General features: G+C 65.0%; 17 protein-coding genes. 3 read left to right on the forward strand and 14 right to left on the reverse strand.

What is annotated here, in order from left to right; all coding sequences use genetic code 11:
- Window positions 1-686: 686 nt before the first annotated feature.
- The 6 genes from CIT39_RS27205 to CIT39_RS27230 form a co-directional block, all read right to left on the reverse strand.
- Window positions 687-1,094 (reverse strand): hypothetical protein, encoded by a 408-nt coding sequence (locus tag CIT39_RS27205; protein WP_155526033.1) that lies wholly within the window; start codon window positions 1,092-1,094, stop codon window positions 687-689.
- On the reverse strand, window positions 1,094-1,387 hold the full coding sequence (locus tag CIT39_RS27210; RefSeq protein ID WP_094977259.1) for a BrnA antitoxin family protein: 294 nt from the start codon (window positions 1,385-1,387) through the stop codon (window positions 1,094-1,096). Before CIT39_RS27210 ends, CIT39_RS27205 begins: the two co-directional genes overlap by 1 nt.
- On the reverse strand, window positions 1,374-1,634 hold the full coding sequence (locus CIT39_RS27215; protein ID WP_094977258.1) for a BrnT family toxin: 261 nt from the start codon (window positions 1,632-1,634) through the stop codon (window positions 1,374-1,376). The genes CIT39_RS27210 and CIT39_RS27215 overlap by 14 nt, the downstream gene beginning before the upstream one ends.
- 183 nt (window positions 1,635-1,817) lie before the next feature.
- Window positions 1,818-3,464, reverse strand: coding sequence for a GMC family oxidoreductase (locus CIT39_RS27220; RefSeq protein WP_094977257.1), 1,647 nt, complete (start codon window positions 3,462-3,464; stop codon window positions 1,818-1,820).
- A 17-nt stretch (window positions 3,465-3,481) separates the two neighbouring features.
- On the reverse strand, window positions 3,482-4,075 hold the full coding sequence (locus CIT39_RS27225; RefSeq protein WP_094977256.1) for a GNAT family N-acetyltransferase: 594 nt from the start codon (window positions 4,073-4,075) through the stop codon (window positions 3,482-3,484).
- Window positions 4,076-4,234: 159 nt separating this feature from the next.
- Entirely contained in the window at window positions 4,235-5,161 is a 927-nt protein-coding gene (locus CIT39_RS27230) for an SMP-30/gluconolactonase/LRE family protein (RefSeq protein ID WP_094977255.1), read from the reverse strand.
- A gap of 248 nt (window positions 5,162-5,409) precedes the next feature.
- Between CIT39_RS27230 and CIT39_RS27235 the strand changes: the two genes are divergently transcribed.
- Window positions 5,410-6,513, forward strand: coding sequence for a mandelate racemase/muconate lactonizing enzyme family protein (locus tag CIT39_RS27235; protein ID WP_094977254.1), 1,104 nt, complete (start codon window positions 5,410-5,412; stop codon window positions 6,511-6,513).
- A 9-nt stretch (window positions 6,514-6,522) separates the two neighbouring features.
- Here CIT39_RS27235 and CIT39_RS27240 read toward each other — a convergent pair whose 3' ends face one another.
- Window positions 6,523-6,876: a hypothetical protein gene (locus CIT39_RS27240; protein WP_094977834.1), complete on the reverse strand. Its 354-nt coding sequence runs from the start codon at window positions 6,874-6,876 to the stop codon at window positions 6,523-6,525.
- A 184-nt stretch (window positions 6,877-7,060) separates the two neighbouring features.
- On the opposite strand from CIT39_RS27240, the gene CIT39_RS27245 reads away from it, so the two are divergent.
- Window positions 7,061-7,285 carry a hypothetical protein gene (locus CIT39_RS27245; RefSeq protein WP_094894014.1) on the forward strand — a complete coding sequence of 75 codons (225 nt, stop codon included), beginning with the start codon at window positions 7,061-7,063 and terminating at the stop codon, window positions 7,283-7,285.
- Window positions 7,286-7,565: 280 nt separating this feature from the next.
- Here the strand turns inward: CIT39_RS27245 and CIT39_RS27250 are convergent, their stop codons facing one another.
- On the reverse strand, window positions 7,566-8,222 hold the full coding sequence (locus tag CIT39_RS27250) for a glutathione S-transferase family protein (protein WP_094977253.1): 657 nt from the start codon (window positions 8,220-8,222) through the stop codon (window positions 7,566-7,568).
- 164 nt (window positions 8,223-8,386) lie between these two features.
- Between CIT39_RS27250 and CIT39_RS27255 the strand changes: the two genes are divergently transcribed.
- Complete coding sequence (locus CIT39_RS27255; protein WP_094977252.1) at window positions 8,387-9,610, forward strand: polyhydroxyalkanoate depolymerase; 1,224 nt, start codon at window positions 8,387-8,389, stop codon at window positions 9,608-9,610.
- Window positions 9,611-9,616: 6 nt separating this feature from the next.
- On the opposite strand, the gene CIT39_RS27260 is transcribed toward CIT39_RS27255, so the two are convergent.
- The 6 genes from CIT39_RS27260 to CIT39_RS27285 are packed head-to-tail and all read right to left on the reverse strand — an operon-like array spanning window position 9,617 to window position 17,361.
- Window positions 9,617-11,485, reverse strand: a complete 1,869-nt coding sequence (locus CIT39_RS27260) for an ABC transporter ATP-binding protein (RefSeq protein WP_094977251.1) — start codon at window positions 11,483-11,485, stop codon at window positions 9,617-9,619.
- A 9-nt stretch (window positions 11,486-11,494) separates the two neighbouring features.
- Window positions 11,495-12,421 (reverse strand): 2-hydroxyacid dehydrogenase, encoded by a 927-nt coding sequence (locus CIT39_RS27265; protein WP_094977250.1) that lies wholly within the window; start codon window positions 12,419-12,421, stop codon window positions 11,495-11,497.
- A gap of 7 nt (window positions 12,422-12,428) precedes the next feature.
- A complete protein-coding gene (locus CIT39_RS27270) occupies window positions 12,429-13,757 on the reverse strand; it encodes an NAD(P)/FAD-dependent oxidoreductase (protein WP_094977249.1) in 1,329 nt (442 codons plus the stop codon).
- Between the two features lie 55 nt (window positions 13,758-13,812).
- The gene (locus tag CIT39_RS27275; protein ID WP_094977248.1) at window positions 13,813-14,688 is read right to left on the reverse strand and encodes an ABC transporter permease; all 876 of its coding nucleotides are present in this window, start codon (window positions 14,686-14,688) and stop codon (window positions 13,813-13,815) included.
- 3 nt (window positions 14,689-14,691) lie between these two features.
- The gene (locus CIT39_RS27280) at window positions 14,692-15,642 is read right to left on the reverse strand and encodes an ABC transporter permease (protein ID WP_094977247.1); all 951 of its coding nucleotides are present in this window, start codon (window positions 15,640-15,642) and stop codon (window positions 14,692-14,694) included.
- A gap of 27 nt (window positions 15,643-15,669) precedes the next feature.
- Entirely contained in the window at window positions 15,670-17,361 is a 1,692-nt protein-coding gene (locus CIT39_RS27285; RefSeq protein ID WP_094977246.1) for a peptide ABC transporter substrate-binding protein, read from the reverse strand.
- Window positions 17,362-17,406: the final 45 nt, after the last annotated feature.

Consider the following 17,406-nt stretch of genomic DNA (forward strand, 5'->3'; position numbering starts at 1 on the left):
CCTTCGCGGGCGATGACAGTGTGAGTGTAGCCGCAGACACGCCTTCGCAGCCTCGCGGCGTGTTTCGCCCGAGCTTTGCTTCAGTCTCGCTCCCTCTTCGATCAGAGGGCGCAGGGAAGGCCGGGTGCCGGCTCGCACCCGCGGTCTGCTGCGCGAAACGCACACGCAAGACAAACCGCACAGCAGCATACAGGTGTGGCCGTACACACGGCCTTCCCTGCGCAGTGGTCGGACGGCTTATGCCGTGATCTCCCGGGAGCCGAACTTTCCTTCTGGCCTCCCTCGCCCCGCGAATTGACGATGCCGTCTGCCCGGTTGGGCTCGCGCACATCTCCGCAAAGGCTTGACCGTAGCAACGACGGCCAGGACCACACGGTTTTGCCGTACGCAGCTCATCCGGCTCCGCCCAAGAGGCTTCGCCGGACTTCGGCGCCGCTCGTCCGCACGAAGCCTCGGGCTCACAGGGACTACCCGCCCTGCCCGCGCCTCTCGCGCACGACGCTGCCGCGTCCACCGCAACCCGGCCCGCGTTTCGAACGACTCGCGAACCGCCCCTCTTCGTCGGGCCGGGCTGTATCGACTTATGCCGCAATTCCGAATTTCGGTAAAGTGGAATATTTTTGTGGGAAGGGGTTGACGGGTGCGGGGTGTTTTGCCCGACGGACCGCGAAGTGACCCGCCTGCGCCTAGATCTTCCCATTCGCAAAATCGAGATTCCCCCACCCACTCTCCGAATCTCGTCCAAGCACCGTGATGCAACCCAACAAGTCTCCTGCGGCATCCCAGAAGGCGGCAATGCTGCCTCCAGGTCCGAGGAACGGCTGTACTTGGATCAGGCCTCGCTCACCGAAGTCGGACAGGACGTCGATCAGCTCAGCCATTCCATAGGTCTCGATACCCTCTTCCACGCAGTGTTTTTGCCTGATCTGGTATATCCGCAACAGATCCCCGGCTTTACTGCTCGCCCCGCCGGCGCTTCCCGCGAATACGACCCGCGGATCGTCAGTAACAGACAGTGCGGCAGCAGCCCACTTCTGCTCAGAATTCTGCTTCAAGGCATCTGACAGTCTGCTCTTCTCGTTCTTGATATCCATCACGACGCCTTGCGCTTCACCGCCTTGCGCAAGGTTTCGTCGATCCGCGACTGCCAGCCCGGTCCGGTCGATTTGAAATGCTCGACCACCTCTGGGCTGAGGCGCAGGGAGACGAGCGTCTTTGTCGGCGCCTTGTTCGGACCTCGGCCCTTGCGGATGGCTGCGCTGAGATCAGGGAAGACTTCAGAGAAAGGCCGCGCCTTGGCGAAATCGGCCCTTGTCAGCTCCGGCGTGTCGCTGACCGCACGCAGGTCTCTCTTGGTGTAACCCGACTTCTTTTTAGCGTTCGGCATAGAGTTTCCTTTCGCTGCGGCTTGCCGGTCGCATGCTGATGATGCTGACGCCTTCGCGTCCCAGCCGGGCGAACACGACAACGATGACACCACGGATGCTCACGCCGATCGCAACCCAGCGTTTGCTCTTGTTGTGCGACGGAATGACCAGTGCGTTATCGAAGAACGTCTCGTTGAGATCGGCAAAATCCAGCTCGTGCTTGTCGAGGTTGGCGAGCCGCTTCGGTTCATCCCAGACGATTTTCATTGTCTTTAATGTAGCTACAATTTAGCTGGCCGTCAACTTTCTGTAGCTACAAATAAAGAAGCAGTTGGGTGGGTTAGCGTCAGCGTAACCCGCCTCTTTTGTCTCGGCGTTAACAGAAGTGGTGGGTTACGCCGCGCGGCCTGCGCTTCGCGCAGTCGCGCAGCTAACCCACCCTACGAAAGCTCACGCCACCGCCACGTCCGGAATGCGCGCGGCTTCCATTGGCTGCTTGCCGCGGATGAGATCCGAGGCGCGGTCGGCAATCATCATGGTGGAGGCGTTGAGGTTCGCCGAGATCATGCGCGGCATCACCGAAGCGTCGATCACACGCAATCCCTCTAACCCGTGGACGCGGAGCTGGTCGTCGACGACCGCCCAGCTCGAATCCGCCGGGCCCATGCGGCAGGTGCAGCCGGGATGGAAGGTGGTGGTGCCGCGTTCGGTCGCAGCGGCCAAAAACTCGTCGTCGGTGTTGATGTTCGGGCCGGGGAAATCCTCGTAGGCGTAATAGGGCGACAGCGGCGCGGACTTCAGCAGGTTACGCGCGAGCTTCATGCCGCCGACGATGACACGGCGGTCGAGCTCGGCGTCGAGATAGTTGGTCTGGATGATCGGCGGCGCAAAGGGATCACTGGAGCGGATGCGGACATAGCCGCGGCTCTCGGGGCGCTGCTGCCAGGACGCGACGGTCATGCCGGGCTCGTCCTCGAGCTGGCCCTGCACGCCTTCCTTGTAGGACGCGGGGGTGAAGGTGAGCTGCAGATCGGAAGAGTCCGCGCTCTCGCCGGAGTGCCAGAAGCAATAGACCATGGTCGGCGACAGCGAGAGCAGGCCGCGGCGCGCGGTCGCCCATTTCAGCGCCTCGATCCACAGCGAGACGCCGCGGCGAAGCTCGTTGATGGTCTTGATGTCCTTGACCCGCGCCACAGTGCGCGGGGCGTAATGGTCCTGCAGGCCCTCACCGACCGGCAGCGCGTGACGCACGTTGATGCCATGGGCGTTCAACAGATCCGGCGAGCCGATGCCGGAGAGCTGCAGCAGCTGCGGCGAATTATAGGTGCCGCCGGACAGGATCACTTCCTTGTTGGCGCGCACTTCGATCGGCGTGCCGCCGCGGCCGCCCTTGGTGTAGCGCACGCCGACGGCGCGCTTGCCTTCGAAGATGATCTCGGTGGCATGCGCATGCGTGTGCACATGCACGTTCGGCCGCTTCATCGCGGGCTTGAGGAACGCGGTCGAACCGGAAACGCGCAAGCCCTTGTCGATGGTGCGCTGGCAGTAGGAGACGCCCTCTTGTATGGCGCCGTTGTAATCGGGATTGCGGGGAATGCCGAGCGACACCGCGCCTTCCATGAAGGCTTCGCAGAGCGGATCGCGCCAGTCCATGGTGGTGACGGTGAGCTTGCCGTCGCGGCCGCGGAACGTGTCGTCGCCCTCGCCGACGCGCTTCTCCAGCCGCCGGAAGTAGGGCAGCACGTCGGCATAGCCCCAGCCGCGATTGCCCATCTGCGCCCAAGTGTCGAAATCCATCCGCTGGCCGCGGTTGTAGATGTGGCCGTTGATCGAGGAGGAGCCGCCGAGCGTCTTGCCGCGCGGCGCGTAGATACTGCGCCCGCCGGTCCAGGGACCCGGCTCCTGCTGATAGGCCCAGTTGATGCTCTTCATGTGGAAGGTCTTGATGAAGCCCGCCGGCAGATGGATGTAGGGATGCCAGTCGGACGGGCCGGCTTCGAGCACGCAGACGCTGGTGTTGGGGTCCTCGCTCAGCCGGCTGGTGAGCACGCATCCGGCAGAGCCCGCGCCGATGATCACATAATCAAATCTGTCCATGATGCCTCGGCCGCCGCTCAGCGCGGCTTTTCGTTGAGTTGATAATTCAGATGCGTTCGCACCGTCGGCCATTCGGCCGCGGTGATGCTGTAGACCACGGTGTCGCGCAGCGTGCCGTTCGGCGCGACCTGGTGGCTGCGCAGGATTCCGTCCTGCTTGGCGCCGAGGCGCTCGATGGCATTGCGGCTCTGGTGATTGAAAAAGTGGGTGCGGAATTCCACCGCGATGCAGTTCAGCGTCTCGAAGGCATGGGTGAGCAGCAGCAGCTTGCACTGGGTGTTGAGCGGGCCACGCTGCGCGCTCTTGCCGTACCAGGTCGAGCCGATTTCGACGCGCCGGTTGGCAGCATCGATGTTCATGTAGGTCGTCTGTCCTACGATCTTGCCGCCGGCATCGAACACGGTGAACGGCAGCATCGAGCCCGCGGCCTGCAGGCCCAGGCGGCGGTCGATCTCCTTGGCCACGTTCTCCGGCGTCGGGATCGCGGTGTACCAGATCTTGTAGATCTCGCCGTCCTTCACGGCCTCCACCAGCCCCTCGCGATGCTGCTGCGACAGCGGCTCGAGACGGGCGTGCTGTCCACGCAGGGTGATGGGATCAGGCCAGGGCATATCTCACTCCATAATGACTGCCGTCATTCCGGGGCGCGACGAAGTCGCGAGCCCGGAATCCATTCAACCACAGACCCTGCGGCCCGATGGATTCCGGGCCTGCGTGCTGGCGCACGCATCCCGGAATGACGACGGATGTGTCGGCTCGTCCAGATACATTCACTTGTTTAGGAAATTCAACGGCAATCCACCGCGCGGCCAGTCCATGGCGACCAGCTCGCCCTTGCCTGACAACGTGATGTAGGCGGTCTTCAGCTCGGGGCCGCCGAAGGCGATGTTGGTGGTGACGCGGTCGCCGGTCGGGACCTGCTCGACCAGGGTGCCATCGGGCGCGATCACCGAGATGCAGCCGGAAACGAGGGTAGCGACGCAGACATTGCCGTTCGCCTCCACCGCGAGCGAGTCGAACATCTGGTAGCCGCCAAGGCCGCAGATCGGTTTTCCCCGCTCGCCGCGATAGATCACGTCGCGCGGCTTCAGCGTGCCGGGCGCGGAGAGCTCGTAGGCCCACAGCCGACCCGTCGGCGTCTCCGCGATGTAGACGGTATTCTCATCCGGCGACAGCCCGATGCCGTTCGCCGGCAGGATGCCGTGCACGACCTCGACGAGCTCGGTCATGCCGGGCTTGAGATAGTACATGCCGCCGACATCCATCTCGCGATGGCGGCGCTTGCCGAGATCGGAGAACCAGAGGCCGCCCTGCTTGTCGAACACGAGATCGTTCGGCCCGCGCAATTCGTGCTCGCCGCATTTGGTCACAACGGTCTCGACCTTGCCGGTCTGCAGGTCGACGCGCTGGATCGAGCCGCCGAGATAATCGTCGGGCTGCGGGCCCGGCATGATCATGTTGCGGGTCGGGATCCAGGAGAAGCCGCCATTGTTGCAGATGTAGATCTTGCCGTCGGGGCCGAGCGCGGCGCCGTTCGGGCCGCCCGGAATCTTCGCGACGATCTCCTTGCGGCCGTCGGGATAAACGCGCGTCAGGCGCTGGCCGCGGATTTCCACCAGCACCACCGAACCGTCAGGCATCACGACCGGCCCTTCGGGAAATTCGAGGTCGGTGGCGAGAACGCGAACGTTGGACATTATGGGACCCTCCCGGCTGCTTGTTATGGCTTGCACGGGATGTCCGGCACGGGCCCCACACGCAAGATTTGCCTGCGGTTATGGCAAAGTCGCCTCGGCTTGCCAAGCAAGCGGGATGGTATGCCAGCGTTGCGCGCATTCCTTCGGCGCCGCGATATGACCGCGCTTGAACCGCCACTGGCAACGAGCCGGCGTTCGTGGCTACACTGCGCAGAACCGCTCACCAGAAAGCCCGGAGGAACCGCGACATGGAAATCACCGATGTGCGTGCGCATCATATCCGCATCCCCTATGATGCCGGTGTCGCGAGCTTCCGCCAGGGCGCGTCCGCGATCTCCGCGCTCGACATGATGCTGGTCGAGGTCACCACCGACGCAGGGCTGACCGGCTGGGGCGATGCCTTCGCCTATGTCTGCCCGCGCACCTCGCGCAGCGCCGTCGATGAGATGATCGCGCCACAGGCCCGCGGGCTGAAGGTGCCCGATGCGGCCGGCATCCCCGCCGTCATGGAGCAGATCCAGCGCAACCTGCATCTGTTCGGCCGCTACGGCATCACCATGTTCGCGATCTCGGGGCTCGACATCGCGCTTTGGGACCTTGCCGCCAAGGTCGAGGGCGTGCCCCTGCATCGCCTGCTCGGCGAGACCAGGCGCACGGCCATTCCCGCCTATGCGAGCCTGCTGCGGATCGGATCGCCCCAGAACATCGCCAGCGAATGCAAGAAGGCGCTCGCGCTCGGCTATGGCGCGATCAAGCTGCACGAGACCACGGCGCCTGCGGTGTTCGCCGCACGGGAGGCGATCGGGCCGGCCATTCCGCTGATGGTCGACATGAACTGCCCCCTGACGGCCGAGCAGGCGATCGCGTTCGCAACGACGTGCCGCGACGCGCGGCCGATGTTTCTGGAGGAGCCGGTGTGGCCGCCGGAAGATTTCGCCGCGCTCGCCGAGGTGCGCAGCAAAGGCGGGCTCGGGATTGCCGCCGGCGAGAATGCCTGCACGGAATATCAATTCCGCCAGATGATGGCGGCCGGCGCGGTGAGCCACGCCCAGCCGTCGGTGATCAAGGTCGGCGGCATCACGGAGTTTCTGAAGATCGCGGCGCTGGCCGACCGGCTCGGCGTCAAGATCGTTCCGCACTCTCCGTATTTCGGCCCGGGCCTGCTCGCGACGTTGCATCTGCTGGCGACACGCGACGATGGGCTCGTCGAGCTGTTTTATCTGAAACGCGAAGCCTGCCTCTGGGGCGGCCGCGCGGACAGCGACGCCACCGGCCATGTCGCGGTGCCCTCGGGCGTGGGGCTCGGCTACGAGCCCGATCGGGAGGTGATGGAGCGATATCGCGTGACGTGACCGGCGCGCCTATTTCGCGTCCTTCGCCGGCGGCGCGTCCTGCTTCTTCTTCAGATCGTCCGCCTGCTTCGCTTGCGCCGTCTGGAGATCACCGATCGTCTTCTGCAGGCCTGCGAGCGTCACCTTCAACGCGTCGATCTGGCGGTTGGCTGCGTCCAGCTTCTGCCGGTGGTCGAGCGTGAGCTTGGTGATCGTCTTCTGCAGGAAGTCGACATTGCTCTGCAGGCAGCTGGTGCGCCGCTCCATGGTCTTCTCGACCGTGCAGATCTCGATGCCGGGCACGTCCTGCGCGTGCGTCGGCGCATTCGCCAGCGTTGCGAGCAGCAATGTCGCGAAACGAATGCCGGCGTTTCGAAGCAGCATGAACGGTTCCTCGTCCAATTGATCACGGCAATGTGCGCTGTTTGCGCACAGCCACCCAAGGCTACCACACTCGTACCGCATTCTCGCGTTGAGCTTGCATCGTTCCCTTGGACGGGGAACGATGATCCGCGCGCGGAAGAAGTGGGCGATCTTTCCGCGGCTTTGTTTAGGGGAGATTTTTGGAATGGCAACGCGCGATAGACGTCTGGCGGAATTCGACGGCGCCGGAGAACCACCGCCGGGCCTCGCAGTCGAAGTGCTGTGCGAGGACCACAGCGGAACGTACCAGCTGCCGTTCGCCTGCCGTTACGTCGAGGGACGATGGCAGAACCACGAGGCCGGTATCGCGGTCGAAGCGACCGTCATCGGCTGGCGCCTGCCGCGCGTGAGGCAGCGCGGGGCGGCCTGACGCCTGCATCTGTTTCAAAATGCAACGGGGCCGCGCTTCGCCTTAACCTTCGGAACGCGGCCCGAACGAATCACGTCCGAATCAGCCGAACGGCCGCGTACGCAGCTGTTCACGGCTAGATGTCGATGCAGCTCTGCGCGCGCGTACAATATCTGTGCAGCGTGCTGGATGGCCCGGGCCGAACACGGGCGCCAAAGGTTAATCGCGACAAGGGCATGGGCGCTGGGGCCGCCGTGGCCGGTCCCCGCCCCCGAAAGAGGCAGGGCCATGCAATGCCTGCCTAATATTCGACCTCGAGCTCCTCGATCTCGGCCGGCTCCTCTCTCGCCGCGGCGATCCATTCCTTCATTTCGGGCATCGCCATGATGGTATCGGCATAGGCCTTCAGCTGCGGCTCGAGCTTGACGTCATAGGTGACGAAACGCGTCACCACCGGCGCGTACATCGCATCCGCCATGGTGCGCCGCTCGCCGAACAGGAACGGGCCGCCCGACAGCTCCAGGCAGTCGCGCCAGATCGACCAGACCCGGTCGATGTCGGCCTGCGCGCGCGACCAGATCTTGAAGCCGGGAAAATGACCCTTCAGATTGACGGGCAGCGAGGCGCGCAAGGTGGTGAAGCCGGAGTGGATTTCGCCGCAGATCGAGCGGCAATGGGCGCGCTGCACGCGGTCATCAGGCAGCAGGCCGGCTGACGGCATCGCCTCGTTGAGATATTCGGCGATCGCCAGCGTATCCCAGACCGTGGCGCCGTCGTGGCGCAGGCACGGCACCAGGATCGACGACGACAGCAGGAGGATTTCGGCGCGCGCCGACGCATCGTCCGGCGCGGTGACGATTTCCTCGAAATCGAGCCCGGAGAATTTCGTCAGCAGCCAGCCACGCAGCGACCAGGACGAATAGTTCTTGCTGCTGATGGTCAGTGTCGCCTTCGCCATATCGGCCCTTCCCTGTCCCCTGCACCCCGCCCGGCCCGCGAGTTTGCCCGTGACGCGTACTTTCCGTGAAATAAGCAGCAAGCGACGTGCCAATTTTCGGGGGCGATCCGGCGCGCGTCTGGCGTCGATATTGCATGACGGCAGGGGAAGGTGGGCATTCCAGTATGATGTCGATGTATTATCAGGCCTTTCAGAACCATATGGACCTGACCGCGCCTTGGCGGGCCGGGGCGTCCTCTGCGCTCAAATTCCTCAATCTGGTGCCCGAGGGCGTGCCGGGCCAGGTCGTCAACCGGCTCTCGGCGGCGCTGGAGCTGATCTCGCGCTCCACCCTCACATATCATCGCCCGGCCTACGGCATCGACAGCGTGATGGTGGGCAATCGCGAAGTCGCCGTCACCGAGGAGATCGCCTACGCGACGCCGTTCGGCTCGCTGCTGCATTTCAGGAAAGAGGGCGTGTCGGAGCAGCCGCGCATGCTGCTGGTGGCGCCGATGTCGGGCCATTTCGCCACGCTGCTGCGCGGCACCGTGAAGACGCTGCTGCAGGACCACGACGTCTACATCACAGACTGGCACAATCCGCGCGACATTCCGCGCAGCGAAGGCCGTTTCGGGCTCGACGACTACACCGAGCATCTGATCGATTTCCTCGGGCAGCTCGGCCCGCGCCCGCACATGGTGGCGATCTGCCAGCCCTCGGTCTCGGCGCTCGCGGCCGCCGCGATCATGTGCGAGGACAACCATCCCGCGCGCCCGGCGACGCTGACGCTGATGGCGGGGCCGATCGACACGCGGATCCAGCCGACCAAGGTCAACGACTTCGCCAAGAGTAAGCCGATCGAATGGTTCGAGCAGAACCTGATCAACTACGTGCCGATGCAGTGCCTCGGCGCCTTGCGGAAAGTCTATCCCGGCTTCGTGCAGCTTACCGCGTTCGTCTCGATGAATCTCGAGCGCCACATCAAGCAGCACATGGATCTCGCCAACCACATCGCCAAGGGCGAGAAGGACAAGGCCGCGACCATCAAGACGTTCTACGACGAATATTTCGCCGTGATGGACCTTCCGGCCGAATTCTACATCGAGACCGTGCGCGACGTCTTCCAGGAGCATCTCCTGCCGCAAGGCAAACTGATGCATCGCGGACGTCCCGTGAACACCCGGGCCGTCGGCCGCATGGGGCTGATGACGGTCGAAGGCGAGAAGGACGACATCTGCTCGATCGGCCAGACGCTGGCGGCACAAGACCTCTGCACCGGCGTGCGCGCCTATCGCAGGGTGCACCACATGCAGGCCGGCGTCGGCCATTACGGCGTGTTCTCGGGCAAGCGCTGGAATAACGAGATCTATCCGCTGCTGCGGGATTTCGTGCACGTCAATTCGTGAGAGGTCTCAGGCCGACCACTCCTCGCCCCAGACCTGGACGACGTGGCCGGGCGACACTTCGCGATATTGCCGCACCGGCGGCTGGTAATCCGGCGCGCGCACCGGGCTTCTGATCTCGTCGTATGCGACCTCGCGCTTCGTGGCGCGACGCGCGGGATCGGGCACCGGCACGGCGGCCATCAGCTTCTTCGTGTAGGGATGCTGCGGATTGCCGAACACGGCCGCACGCGGGCCGGTCTCGACGATCTCGCCGAGATACATCACGGCGACGCGATGGCTCATGCGTTCGACCACCGCGATGTCGTGGGAAATGAAGAGATAGGCGAGACCCATGCTGGCTTGAAGATCGAGCATCAGGTTGACGACCTGCGCCTTGACCGAGACGTCGAGCGCGGAGACCGCTTCGTCCGCGACGATGAGCTTCGGCCCCAATGCAAGCGCACGGGCAATGCAGATGCGCTGGCGCTGGCCGCCGGAGAATTCGTGCGGGAAGCGCGCGGCCAAGTCGGCGGTGAGACCCACACGCACCAGCAGATCGGCGACCTTGTCCCGTGCCTGCGACGCCGAGGCGAGCCCGTTGGCGAGCAAGGGCGCGGCGATCGTCGTGCCCACCGACATGCGCGGGTTGAGGCTCGCGAACGGATCCTGAAAGACGATCTGCATCTGCTTGCGGACGTCGCGCAAGGTGCGGCCGGACATCTCCAGCACGTCCTGGCCGTCGATCAGGACGGTCCCGCTGTCAGGCTCCGTCAGCTTGAGAATGGAACGGCCGGTGGTCGACTTGCCGCAACCGGACTCGCCGACCAGCGCCAGCGTCTCGCCGGCGCGCAAGGTGAAGGAGACGTTCTCGACCGCATGGACCCGGCCCGAGACCTTGCCGAACAGGCCCGAGCGGATCGGAAAACGCGTGGTGAGGTTTGCGACTTCGAGCAGCGGCCGCTCGGCCGGCGAGACCGTATCGGGCGTCTCCGTCGGCTCGTCCGAGGTCCCCGTCACCTTGTCGACGATGGGAAAGCGCATTGGCCGCGCCCGGCCGTCCATCGAGCCCAAGCGCGGCACGGCGGCGAGCAGCGCGCGCGTGTAGGGATGCGAAGGCGCGGCGAAGATGCGCGAGGTCGCGTCCGTCTCCACCGCCTGCCCGCCATACATCACGACGGTACGGTCGGCGATCTCGGCGACCACGCCCATGTCGTGGGTGATGAAGAGGATCGACATCCCCTCCTCGTTCTGGAGTTCTTTCAGCAACTCCAGGATCTGGGCCTGGATGGTGACGTCGAGCGCGGTGGTCGGCTCGTCCGCAATCAAAAGTCTTGGCTTGCAGGCCAGCGCCATCGCGATCATCACGCGCTGGCGCATCCCGCCGGAGAAGCGATGCGGATGTTCGTGGAAGCGCGACTTGGCCGCGGGGATACGGACGCGGTCGAGCAGGCGCACCGTCTCGGCCTCCGCCGCCGCGCGCGACAGGCCGCGATGCTGGATCAGCGCTTCCGCGATCTGGAAGCCGATGGTGAGCACAGGATTGAGGCTCGTCATCGGCTCCTGGAAGATCATCGCGACGTCGTTGCCGCGAATGTCCGTCATGCTGGCTTCCGGCAGCGCCAGCAGGTCGCGGCCGGCGAGCATGACGCGGCCCTCGACGCGGCCGATCTCCTTCGGAATGAGCCGCATGATCGACAGCGCAGTGACGCTCTTGCCGGAACCGGACTCGCCGACGATCGCAACGGTTTCACGGGGAGCGACGTCGAAGGAGATGTTGCGGACAACGGGAATCCATTGCCGTTCGAGCATGAAGGACGTCGTGAGGCCGGAGACCGACAGCACCGGCGCCTGTGCATCGGCGGAGACTTGGTGTGGTTCGTTTGCGCCGATGCTCATGCGAGTGTCCTAATAGCCGCGCCTACGATCGACACGCCCCGGCAGCTCCTCGCCGCGGCGATGACGGCCGATGACGTCGAGCACGAAATCGACGGCCGTATCCGGCGTCGTCATGCTGGCATTGTGCGGCGTCAGCAGAATGCGCGGGTGGCTCCAGAACGGATGTCCCTCAGGCAGCGGTTCAGGATCGGCGACATCAAGCACGGCACCTGACAACACACCGCTGTCGAGCGCCGCGAGGAAATCGGCCTCGACGAGATGCGGGCCGCGGCCGACATTGACAAGGCACGCACCGCGCGGCAGGCGTGCGAACAAATCGGCGTTGAGGATACCGCGCGTCTCGTCGGTCAGCGGCAAGAGGCAAACGAGGATGTCGCTCTGCGCCAGGAAATCCGGCAAGGTGTCGGGGCCCGCGTAACAGGTCACGCCCTCGATTTCGCGCGGCGAGCGGTTCCACCCGACACGCGGAAACCCGAACGCCTTGAGGCGTTCGAGCACGGCCTGGCCGAGCTGGCCGAGCCCCATCACGCCGACACGCCGCCGTTTCGCCGGCGTGATCCGGATCTCGCGCCAGAGCTGCTGCTTCTGTTGATCGATGAAGTGCAGGAGGTCGCGATGCAGGGCCAGCACGGCCATGGTGACGTACTCCACCATGGTCTCTGCGATGCCGGGCTCCAGCATGCGGACCAGCGGAATGTGCGCCGGAACTTTCGTGGCGTCGAACTGATCGACGCCGGCGCCGACCGAGAAGACCAGCTCGAGATTGGGGAACGTCGTCGCGATGTCGTCCGGCGGCACCCACGCTACGAGGTAGCGCACATCGGCGGCATCGCCGATGTCAGGCCAGAGCCGGAACGGGACGTCGGGCGCGCGCTCCGCGAAGAAGCGCGCCCACTCGGCACCGCGAACCATGTTGGCCTTGTAGAGAACCGTCATGCGGCCCTCAGAACGGGCTGACCGGCGCGAGCCGCCGGCCGTCGATCATGCGCTTGTGGCTGTAGGGCTCGGGATCGACCAGCGGCGTCGCGCCGGTGACGATGTCGGCAGCGAGCTTTCCGGCGGCGGGGCCGATGCCAAAGCCGTGGCCGGAGAAGCCGGTGGCGAGGAAGAAGCCGGGCAGCGCATCGACCGGCGAGATCACCGGGATCGTGTCGGGCGTGCAGTCGATGGTGCCGCCCCAGGCTTCCGCGATCTCGATGTCCTTCAATTCCGGATTCGCCTTGATCAGCGACGCCAGCGCGGCGTTGACCAGCGACATGTCGGGCGCGGGATCGCGCACGCGCTCGGTCTCGAACGGCGACGGCTTGTCGAAACTCCAGCTGGTGCCGCGCATGATCTGGTCGAGGAAGGACTTGCCGAGCGACAGCTTCAGGCCGTTCTTGCGATGCAGATAGGTCGGCCAGAAGGTGCGCGCATAACGGAACAAATCGGGCGACAGCTCGACCGTGCCACGGTTGCGCAGCGCCAGCGTGAAGCCGCCGTCGAGGCGGCGGCGGATGCAGTAGAAGTCGGTGCCGAGCGCACCCGAGGTGATCTCCGGACCCGGCGTGGTCCGGCACGCGGTGGCGTTGACGAGGCCGATCGGCAGCTCGATGCCGTGACGCCGGCAGAACAACGACGACCACGCGCCGCCTGACAGCAGCACGGATTGCGTGCGGATGGCGCCCTTCTCGGTGACGACGGCGCTGACCTTCCCGCCCGTCGTCTCCAGCCCGCGCGCGGCGCAGCCCTGATGGATGGTGACGCCGTGCTTTCGCGCGGCGGTGGCGAGCGCGGGCACCGCCATCGACGGTTCGGCGCGGCCGTCACTCGGCGTGTGCAGCCCGCCGACCCATGTGTCGGTATTGCCCGGCATGCGCTCGGCGACCTCGGCCGGCGTCAGCACGGTGGAGTGGACCTGCATCTCGCGCGCGACCGTGGCCCAGCGCTCCCAGCTCGCGAGCTCCTCCTTGCTCTTGGTCAGGAACAGCACGCCGGTGCGGCGGAAGCCGGCATCGACGCCGGCGTCGTTCTGCATGTCTTCCCACAGAAGCAGCGCCTCGCGCGCCAGCGGAATCTCCTCGCGCGCGCGGCCCTGCTGGCGGCACCAGCCCCAATTGCGGCTCGACTGCTCGCCGCCGACATGGCCCTTCTCGACCAATGCGACCGAAAGACCCTTCTTAGCGAGATGATAGGCCGCGGAGACGCCGATCACGCCGCCGCCGATGACGACGACATCCACCTGTGTCGGCAGGCGTTCGTCGCTGTTTATACGGTTGAGCGGCGGGGACATGGGGCACTCCTGGACTTCAGTTCGACCGAGACTTTGCTCGTCATGAGTTTGCAGATCACGGGATGTTCAGGCGCGGGTCGAGCGCGTCACGCAGGCCGTCACCGAGGAAGTTGAAGCTGGTCACGGCCAGCGTGATGGCGAGACCCGGCGCGATCGCGAGCCACGGCGAGCTGGTGAGATAGATCTGCGCGTTGTTGAGCATGTTGCCCCAGCTCGCCGCCGGCGGCTGGATGCCGTAGCCGAGATAGCTGACATAGGATTCCAGCAGGATCGCTTTCGCCACGTTCAGCGTCGCCGCCACCACGATCGGCGCGATTGCATTGGGCACGAGCTCGCGGAACATGATGCGCAGGTTCGACGACCCGAAGGCGAGTGCGGCGACGGCAAATTCTCGCTCGCGCAGCGAACGGACCTGGGCCTCGACGACGCGGGCTACGGCCATCCAGGCCGTCGCCGCGATCAGCACGGTGGTGGTGACGAGGCCGGGCTCGGTGAGCGCTGCCAGCGCCAGCAGCAGGAAGATGGTCGGGAAGCACAGCACGGCATCGACGAACCGCATCAGCACCGCGCCGACCACGCCGCCATAGAAGCCGGCAAAAGCGCCGACGACGATGCCGACAGCCATCGCCATCACCATGGCGACGATGCCGATCGAAAGCGAGACGCGTCCACCCATCATCAGCCTCGCCAGCACGTCGCGGCCGAGCTCGTCGGTGCCGAGGATGTGCGCGCCGGAGAACGGCGGCGCGAACCGCTTCATGATGTCGATATAGGTGTCGTCGAACGGCAGCAGATACGGACCGAACGCCGAGCCGAGCACCAGCACCAGAATGATAACGGCGCCGGCAAGCGCCAGACGATGCCGGCGGAAACGCCGCCAGGCGGCCTGGCCGGGCGCGAGCTGGACGGTGGAGAGGGTTGCAGTCACCATCGCCTAGCCCACCCGGATGCGCGGATCGACGACGGCATAGAGGATGTCGGCGAGCAGCGAGCCGATCAGCACCATTGTCGCCGAAAACATCAGGATGCCCATCACCACGGGATAGTCGCGATAGCCGATCGAATCGAGGAACAGCCGTCCCATGCCGGGCCAGGTGAACACGGTCTCGGCCACCAGCGCGCCGCCGAGCAGCGTCGGAAACTGCAGGCCCGCGACCGTGATCATCGGCAGCAGCGCGTTACGCAACGCGTGCACGGTGAGGATACGCCATTCCGGTATGCCCTTGGCGCGCGCGGTGCGGATGTAGTCCTGGTTGATGACCTCGAGCATTGAGGAACGCATGAAGCGGCCCCACATCGCGGTCTCGACCAGCGCCAACACCATCGCCGGTGCGATCAGATGATGCAGCAGGTCGAGGAAGGAGCCGTCGCCGACGGTCTGCCGGTTGCCGGCCGGCAGCCAGCCGAGCTTGACCGAGAACACGTAGATGGTGACGAGGCCGAACCAGAAGGTCGGGATCGACAGCGCGATCATGGCACCGACGGTGGCGAGCGTGTCGAACAGCGAGTATCGCCTCAGCGCGCCCAGGATACCGATCCAGCAGCCCAGCAGCACCGCGATGATGGTCGCCGTCGCCATCAATTCCAGAGTGGCGCCGAGATGCGAGGAGATCACCGACAGCACCGGCTCGCCATCGCGATAGGACTTGCCCCAATCGCCCTTCAACATGCGGCCGAACCAGTCGAAATACTGGATCGGCAGCGGCCGATCGAGCCCGAGCTGTTTGGTGACGCGGTCGAGATCTTCCTGCGTCATCTGCGCGGAGGCTGCGAATTGCGACAGCGGACCGCCGGGCGCCATGTGCAGGATGGCAAAGCCGATCGCGGACACGATCACCAGCAGCATGATCGCCTGTGTCAGGCGGTTGACGACGTATCGGGCCATCTCAGGCTGCCCAGCAAACCCTGTGCATCAGGCCCAGTACCATTCGCGGATGTTCCAGCAGTTGATCGACATGTTGATGTTGGGCCGGAAACCCTGCAGCCCTTCCTTGACGCCTTCGGCGATGAAGCCCTGGAACAGCGGCAGGATGGCGAGGTCGTCGCGGATCAGCTTTTGCAGGTCGCCATAGGTGGTCTTGCGCTGCGCCTGCTCGAACTGCCTGGCGCCCTCGGCGAGGAGGCGATCCGCCTCAGGGTTCCGATATTGATAGGTGTTGTAGCCACGGCCGCCCTTGGCGGGAATCGCGCCGGAGCCGAAGCGTGGCGTCACGTCGGGATCGCTGCCGAGCATGAAGTTGACGGAGACCAGCACCGAGTTGAATTTCGACTGCTGCCAGAAGTCGCCCCAGATCACCGCAGCCGGCATGTTGTTGACGCGCATCGCAGCACCGATCGCGCGCCAGTCCTGGATCAGGAGCTGCTGGGTCTGCTCGCGCACAGCATTGCCCGATGTCGTCGAGTTGGTGAATTCGAGCTTGACGCCGCCCTTCTCGCGCACGCCACCAGCGCCCCGAACCCACCCCGCCGCGTCGAGCAGTGCGTTGGCCTTGGCCGGATCGTATTTGTGCTGCGGCAGCCCCTGTTGGAACGACCAGGCCTGCTGCGGCACGAAACTCTCGGTCAGCCTCGGCAGGCCGTAGTTCAGCGCATCGATGATCGCCTGCTTGTTGATGCCGAGATACAGCGCCTCGCGCACCGTGCGGTCGGCGAACGGGCCGAACTCCAGATTGGGCGCGATGTGCTCGACCGAGGACGTCGAAGAGACGAAGATCTTGCGGCCTTTCAGCGTCTTCGCCTCCTGCACGAAGTTCGGCAGGATGCCTTGCAGGCCGGTGTAGTCGACCTGGCCGGTGCGGAACTGAGTGTAGAGGACGGTGAGGTCCGGAATGTATTTGAAGACCACGCGTTCGACGTAAGGGCCCTTGCCGTGATAGCCGGCATGGGCGTTCAACTGGATGTGGTCGCCCGGCACGCGCTCGCCCCAGCGGAACGGTCCGGTGCCGACCGGCGCGTTGTGGAACGGCGAGGCATTCGGATCGGTCACCTTCTCCAGGATGTGCTTGGGCACGATGAAGGTCAGCGCCGCCAGGATCGACATATAAGGCGAATAGGCCGTTTCCATGCGCCAATGGATCTCGTCGGGCGCGACGATCTTGATGTCCTTGACGAGGCTGTGTCCGACGCGACTGCGCGCACGGAAATCCGGTTTGTTGATCAGCTCAAGCGAGAACTTGACGTCCTCGGCCGTGAACGGCGTGCCGTCGTGCCACTTCACGTCACTGCGCAGCTTGATCTTCCAGGTCAGGCCGTCGGCCGACAGTCCGCCATTCTCGATGGTCGGGACTTCGCGCGCGAGGTCGGGGACGAACTTGCCGTCGGGCTCGATGTACCAGAGCGGCGAAAACACCTGCCACCAGATGCCCTGGTCGACCTCGATGCCGGGCATCAGGGGATGAAAGACGGTCGGCTCCTGCGACAGCGCCGCAATCACCTGTCCGCGCGGCTTGTCCGGCGGATTGGTTGGGCGTTCGGTCTGGGCAAAGGAGCTGCCTGAAAGCGTCCATCCTGCCGCGGCGCCAGCGCCGAGCTGAAAGAATTGTCGGCGATTCGGAATGCCGAGATGCAGTGCCCCAACGCCGAACTTGCCGGTGTCGTCTGCCATGACCACTCTCCGTTGTCGCACGCGGCACCGTCTCCCGCGCCCCCG

Source organism: Bradyrhizobium symbiodeficiens (assembly GCF_002266465.3).
Lineage (GTDB): Bacteria > Pseudomonadota > Alphaproteobacteria > Rhizobiales > Xanthobacteraceae > Bradyrhizobium > Bradyrhizobium symbiodeficiens.

Coding starts and splice junctions, on each gene's coding strand:
- CIT39_RS27230 (WP_094977255.1), bottom strand. CDS start 5,161: ATGTCCAACGTTCGCGTTCTCGCCACCGACCTCGAATTTCCCGAAGGG.
- CIT39_RS27275 (WP_094977248.1), bottom strand. CDS start 14,688: ATGGTGACTGCAACCCTCTCCACCGTCCAGCTCGCGCCCGGCCAGGCC.
- CIT39_RS27280 (WP_094977247.1), bottom strand. CDS start 15,642: ATGGCCCGATACGTCGTCAACCGCCTGACACAGGCGATCATGCTGCTG.
- CIT39_RS27240 (WP_094977834.1), bottom strand. CDS start 6,876: ATGCTGCTTCGAAACGCCGGCATTCGTTTCGCGACATTGCTGCTCGCA.
- CIT39_RS27210 (WP_094977259.1), bottom strand. CDS start 1,387: ATGCCGAACGCTAAAAAGAAGTCGGGTTACACCAAGAGAGACCTGCGT.
- CIT39_RS27260 (WP_094977251.1), bottom strand. CDS start 11,485: ATGAGCATCGGCGCAAACGAACCACACCAAGTCTCCGCCGATGCACAG.
- CIT39_RS27285 (WP_094977246.1), bottom strand. CDS start 17,361: ATGGCAGACGACACCGGCAAGTTCGGCGTTGGGGCACTGCATCTCGGC.
- CIT39_RS27265 (WP_094977250.1), bottom strand. CDS start 12,421: ATGACGGTTCTCTACAAGGCCAACATGGTTCGCGGTGCCGAGTGGGCG.
- CIT39_RS27270 (WP_094977249.1), bottom strand. CDS start 13,757: ATGTCCCCGCCGCTCAACCGTATAAACAGCGACGAACGCCTGCCGACA.
- CIT39_RS27235 (WP_094977254.1), top strand. CDS start 5,410: ATGGAAATCACCGATGTGCGTGCGCATCATATCCGCATCCCCTATGAT.
- CIT39_RS27250 (WP_094977253.1), bottom strand. CDS start 8,222: ATGGCGAAGGCGACACTGACCATCAGCAGCAAGAACTATTCGTCCTGG.
- CIT39_RS27215 (WP_094977258.1), bottom strand. CDS start 1,634: ATGAAAATCGTCTGGGATGAACCGAAGCGGCTCGCCAACCTCGACAAG.
- CIT39_RS27220 (WP_094977257.1), bottom strand. CDS start 3,464: ATGGACAGATTTGATTATGTGATCATCGGCGCGGGCTCTGCCGGATGC.
- CIT39_RS27225 (WP_094977256.1), bottom strand. CDS start 4,075: ATGCCCTGGCCTGATCCCATCACCCTGCGTGGACAGCACGCCCGTCTC.
- CIT39_RS27205 (WP_155526033.1), bottom strand. CDS start 1,094: ATGGATATCAAGAACGAGAAGAGCAGACTGTCAGATGCCTTGAAGCAG.
- CIT39_RS27245 (WP_094894014.1), top strand. CDS start 7,061: ATGGCAACGCGCGATAGACGTCTGGCGGAATTCGACGGCGCCGGAGAA.
- CIT39_RS27255 (WP_094977252.1), top strand. CDS start 8,387: ATGATGTCGATGTATTATCAGGCCTTTCAGAACCATATGGACCTGACC.